Below are 4,614 nucleotides of genomic sequence, written 5' to 3'. Positions count from 1 at the left end.
GCTTAAAGATGTGCCATGGGATCAAGCTTTGGACATCATTGTGCAAAGCAAAGGCTTATCAATGCGTAAAACAGGCAATGTAATCTTAGTGGCGCCAGCGGAAGAAGTCGCAGCTAAAGAAAAGCAAGCATATGAAGCCACGCAGCAAGTAGAAGACACTGAACCTCTACGTACGGAAGTTTTCACCCTGAACTATATGAAAGCTGCTGATTTAGTAAAAATAATTGTCGATCCAAAGCAGAAAATATTATCTAAGCGCGGAAGCGCTACACAGGATACACGCACAAATAATGTATTTGTTCAAGACACTCCTATAAGACTTGCGCAAGTGCAAGAGATTATCAATAAAGCAGATGTTGCTGTTAAGCAAGTGATGATAGAGTCACGGTTGGTAATCGCAGATGATAAATATAGCAAGGCGTTAGGGGCCAGATTTGGTGTAACACAAACTGGTACTCCAGGTAGGGCCGTCAGTACCATAAGTGGTAGCTTGGGTAATCGACCAACCGCTTTTACTCCAACACCAGCTCCTGGAAGATTGACGCAAGGTACGCATAATGGATCAATTCAAACTGCCCTAACTGGTGGAAGTGTGCTCACAAGCTCTGATGGGTTGCCAGATTTAGGCTCTAATCTTCCTGTTGCTAACGCTTTTGGCTCATTCGCTTATAGTTTGTTTCATCTTCCAGCAGGATTGTTATTGAATTTTGAGTTGACTGCTATGGAGTCTGATGGTCGTGGTAAGGTTGTATCAAGCCCGCGAGTAACTACAGCAAATCAACATAAGGCTAAGATTGCATCTGGAACAGAGATACCCTATTTGGAGGCAAGTTCAAGCGGCGCGGCAACAGTATCATTTAAGCCGGCAGTGCTAAGTTTGGAAGTTACCCCACAAATTACGCCAGATGATAAAATTATTATGGAGATTGATGTGAAGAAAGATCGAGTGGGGCAAGTTTTTAATGGTGTACCTTCTATTGAAACTCAAAATATAAATACGCAAGTCTTAGTCGGCAACGGAGAAACTGCAGTACTGGGGGGGATATATGAGCAAATTGAACGTAATGACGTTGAGAAAGTGCCATTTTTTGGGGATTTGCCAATAATGGGTAATTTGTTTAAACGCAAGACTTTATTGAGTAACAAAAGTGAGTTACTTATATTTATTACACCTAAGGTAATGGATGAGAGTCTAAGCTTGCAGTAAAAGGCTAAATTTAGTTCGTATAATGTGTGAATAAGTAAAGCAAAACTGACAGAGTTTGAAGTTTGCCTTAAAATGCCCATCATGACTGTGATGGGCATTTTTTATGTGTGCTAGGTGTTTAGTTTGAAAAATATCTTTTTTGTTGGCCTGATGGGTGCGGGTAAAACGACCATCGGTCGTTTGCTTGCCAAGCAACTAGGCATGGCCTTTTACGATACGGATCATGAAATCGAACGTAAAACGGGTGTAAAAATTCCGCTAATCTTTGAACTAGAAGGCGAGGCAGGTTTTCGCAAGCGTGAAACAGCCATTCTTGAAGAACTCACTCAGCTAGAAAATATTGTATTGGCCACTGGCGGCGGTGCGGTACTATTGCCAGAAAATCGAACGCTACTGAAAAATAATGGCAAAGTGGTTTATTTAAGGGCGAATGTACATGATCTTTGGCTTCGTACACGGTACGATAAAACCCGACCTTTGTTGCAAGGTGGCAATATCAAACAAAAATTAGAAAAACTGTATATCGAGCGTGATCCAATTTACACAGCATTGGCAGATTGCATTGTCGATACTGGCGCGCAGTCAGCATACGACATTACCAACGATATCGAGCATTTATTACTCGAATCCAAAGACCACAAGTTAGATTAATTAATAAGACAAATATCAAGATGCAAACACTAAAAGTAGAGCTGGCCAACAGAAGTTACCCAATACATATTGGGCGAAACCTGCTATCCGACGCGAGTTTAATTTTGCCCTACTTAAAGCGCAAACATGTGGCCATAGTGACCAACACCACGGTTGCACCGCTGTATTTAGAAAAGTTAAGCCAAACATTACAAGCCGCAGGCGTAAAGGTAATACCAATTATTCTGCCAGATGGTGAAGCTTATAAAAATTCCGAAACGCTAAATAAAATTTATGATGCATTACTGCAAAATCGTTGTGAGCGAAGCACCACCCTAATAGCACTCGGCGGTGGCGTTATTGGCGACTTAACCGGTTATGCCGCCGCAACTTATTTGCGTGGCGTGCCATTTATTCAGATTCCAACGACCCTGCTTTCACAGGTGGATTCATCGGTTGGCGGCAAAACCGGCATTAACCACCCGCTGGGTAAAAATATGATCGGCGCGTTTTACCAACCGCAATTGGTGCTGGCAGATATTGATACGCTGCAAACCCTGCCTGCGAGGGAGTTTTCAGCAGGCGTGGCAGAAGTGATTAAATATGGCTTAATTCGTGATGCGGATTTTTTTGATTGGCTCGAAACCAATATGGCGGATTTAATGCAACTGAATGAACAAGTGCTCAGTTATGCCATCTATCGCTCATGCCAAAATAAGGCAGAAGTGGTAGCGAATGATGAACATGAGCAAGGCGAGCGAGCGTTACTCAATTTGGGTCATACCTTTGGCCACGCTATTGAAAACGCCATGGGCTATGGCGTATGGCTACACGGTGAAGCCGTCGCCGCAGGTACGGTGATGGCGGCAGACTTATCGCAACGTATGGGCTGGCTAAGCCCCACGCAAGTCGCGCGTATCAAAGCGAGTTTTGTCGCGGCAAATTTACCCGTCGAAGCGCCAAAATTGGGGGTAGAAAGATACCTCGATTTAATGGGTTTAGATAAAAAAGTTGAGAATGGCAAAATCAGACTTATTTTGCAGCAAGGCATTGGCAAGTCCGTTATTACCAGTGATTACGATGCGGAAAAGTTAAAACAGACCTTGGCGTTATGATAAAAATAACAAATAAACCGTCTGTCATCCGTACACAGAGATTGCGGATCAAGTCCGCAATGACATCATGAGTTACCCAGCCCCCTACGCTGCTAATCCCAATCAATCGCTGGGTCGTCAAATTAGCGAAGACGCCTCTGAAACCCGCAACGCCTTTCAGCGCGACCGCGACCGTATTATTCACTCCACCGCATTTCGGCGCTTGGAATATAAAACTCAAGTATTTGTGAATCACGAAGGCGATTTATTTCGCACGCGTTTAACGCATAGCCTCGAAGTCGCGCAAATGGCGCGCGGCATTGCCCGCACACTCAATCTGCACGAAGACCTAACCGAGGCGATTGCGCTGGCACACGACCTTGGCCATACGCCGTTTGGCCATGCGGGGCAAGATGCGCTCAATGCATGCATGCGCGATTTTGGTGGCTTTGAGCACAACCTGCAATCACTACGCGTGGTCGAAAAACTTGAACTGCGCTATGCAGATTTTGATGGCTTAAACCTCACGTTTGAAGTGCGCGAAGGTATACTCAAACACTGCTCAATTAAAAATGCCAAACTACTCGGTGATGTCGGTCAGCGCTTTTTAGACAAAACCAGCCCAAGTTTAGAGGCACAACTCACCAATTTTGCCGATGAAATTGCCTACAACAATCATGACATTGACGACGGCCTGCGTTCAGGCCTCATCACTATCGAGCAATTATCAGAGGTTTCACTATTCGCTGATAACTTGGCACAAGTAAAAGCAAAATACCCCAAGCTCGAACAAAGACGCCTGATACACGAAACCGTTCGCCGCATGATTAACACCTTAATGGTTGATTTATGCACGCAAAGCGCAAAAAACATCGCACAACAGCAACCCAAAAGCATCGCCGACATTCGTCAATTACCGCAATTAATCAGCTTTAGCCCAGAAATCGCCGAGCAAAACCAAAAGTTAAAACAGTTTTTACGTAACAATTTATACCACCATTACAAAGTCAACCGCATGAGCGCCAAAGCCGCCCGCATCGTGCAAGAGCTGTTTCATGCCTTTTATGAAAATGTTGGCTTATTGCCGAATGAATTTCAAACCTACGCCGAAACCGACAAAGCCCGCGCCGTGGCAGATTACATCGCCGGCATGACAGACCGTTTTGCCATACGCGAGCACCGTAAATTGTTTACGGTAGAAGAATATTTGTAATGGAGTTTCGCGGTTTATATGTTCGCGGTCGCGGACCGCTCCTACAATAGCCTTGCAAGATGCCACGGTGTAGGAGGGGTGCTCCACCCCGAACAAGAGTGGTGAATAACCCACCATTTATTCGCAATCTTAAAGTTAGCTCCTACAAAACCCCGAATGTTGCACATTTACAACAAATGTAAATAATTGTGACTAAAATGCAAATAAATAGTTGTTTCACACACAGCGTTTAGGCATACTCTCATTCACCTTCTTAATGAAGCTGTACTATTTGTAATAAATAGCAGTAAACATTAAGAGAGTTTGCAAACTCTCTTGCCGTTACATAAGTTAGCAATAACAAGGTAAGGCAAGGTTATTTAGTTATAACAATAGCAATACACAATTAGGAGATTCGTAATGAATAACACAATTAAATTAGCAGTTGCTTCAGCTTTATTAGCTGCAGCTTCAAGCGCTAACGCTGGTAT

Annotated in this window: 4 protein-coding genes; all 4 read left to right on the top strand. The window is 43.9% G+C overall.

What is annotated here, in order from left to right; translation table 11 throughout:
* Positions 1–1,207 (top strand): type IV pilus secretin PilQ (pilQ, locus tag HOO90_RS01340; RefSeq protein WP_292838685.1); only part of this gene is annotated, 1,207 nt, incomplete at its 5' end.
* A gap of 150 nt (positions 1,208–1,357) precedes the next feature.
* Positions 1,358–1,858: a shikimate kinase gene (locus HOO90_RS01335; RefSeq protein ID WP_292838687.1), complete on the top strand. Its 501-nt coding sequence runs from the start codon at positions 1,358–1,360 to the stop codon at positions 1,856–1,858.
* A 20-nt stretch (positions 1,859–1,878) separates the two neighbouring features.
* Complete coding sequence (aroB, locus tag HOO90_RS01330; protein WP_292838683.1) at positions 1,879–2,952, top strand: 3-dehydroquinate synthase; 1,074 nt, start codon at positions 1,879–1,881, stop codon at positions 2,950–2,952.
* Between the two features lie 67 nt (positions 2,953–3,019).
* Positions 3,020–4,144, top strand: coding sequence for a deoxyguanosinetriphosphate triphosphohydrolase (locus HOO90_RS01325; RefSeq protein WP_292838681.1), 1,125 nt, complete (start codon positions 3,020–3,022; stop codon positions 4,142–4,144).
* Positions 4,145–4,614: the final 470 nt, after the last annotated feature.

This window comes from Methylotenera sp., from assembly GCF_013141425.1.
Taxonomy (GTDB): Bacteria; Pseudomonadota; Gammaproteobacteria; order Burkholderiales; family Methylophilaceae; genus Methylotenera.
This window is presented reverse-complemented; position numbering and strand designations above follow the sequence as displayed.

What these genes read in the sequence shown, in the direction of transcription:
- HOO90_RS01325 (WP_292838681.1), top strand. Translation starts at nt 3,020, where the DNA reads ATGAGTTACCCAGCCCCCTACGCTGCTAATCCCAATCAATCGCTGGGT.
- HOO90_RS01335 (WP_292838687.1), top strand. Translation starts at nt 1,358, where the DNA reads ATGGGTGCGGGTAAAACGACCATCGGTCGTTTGCTTGCCAAGCAACTA.
- aroB (WP_292838683.1), top strand. Translation starts at nt 1,879, where the DNA reads ATGCAAACACTAAAAGTAGAGCTGGCCAACAGAAGTTACCCAATACAT.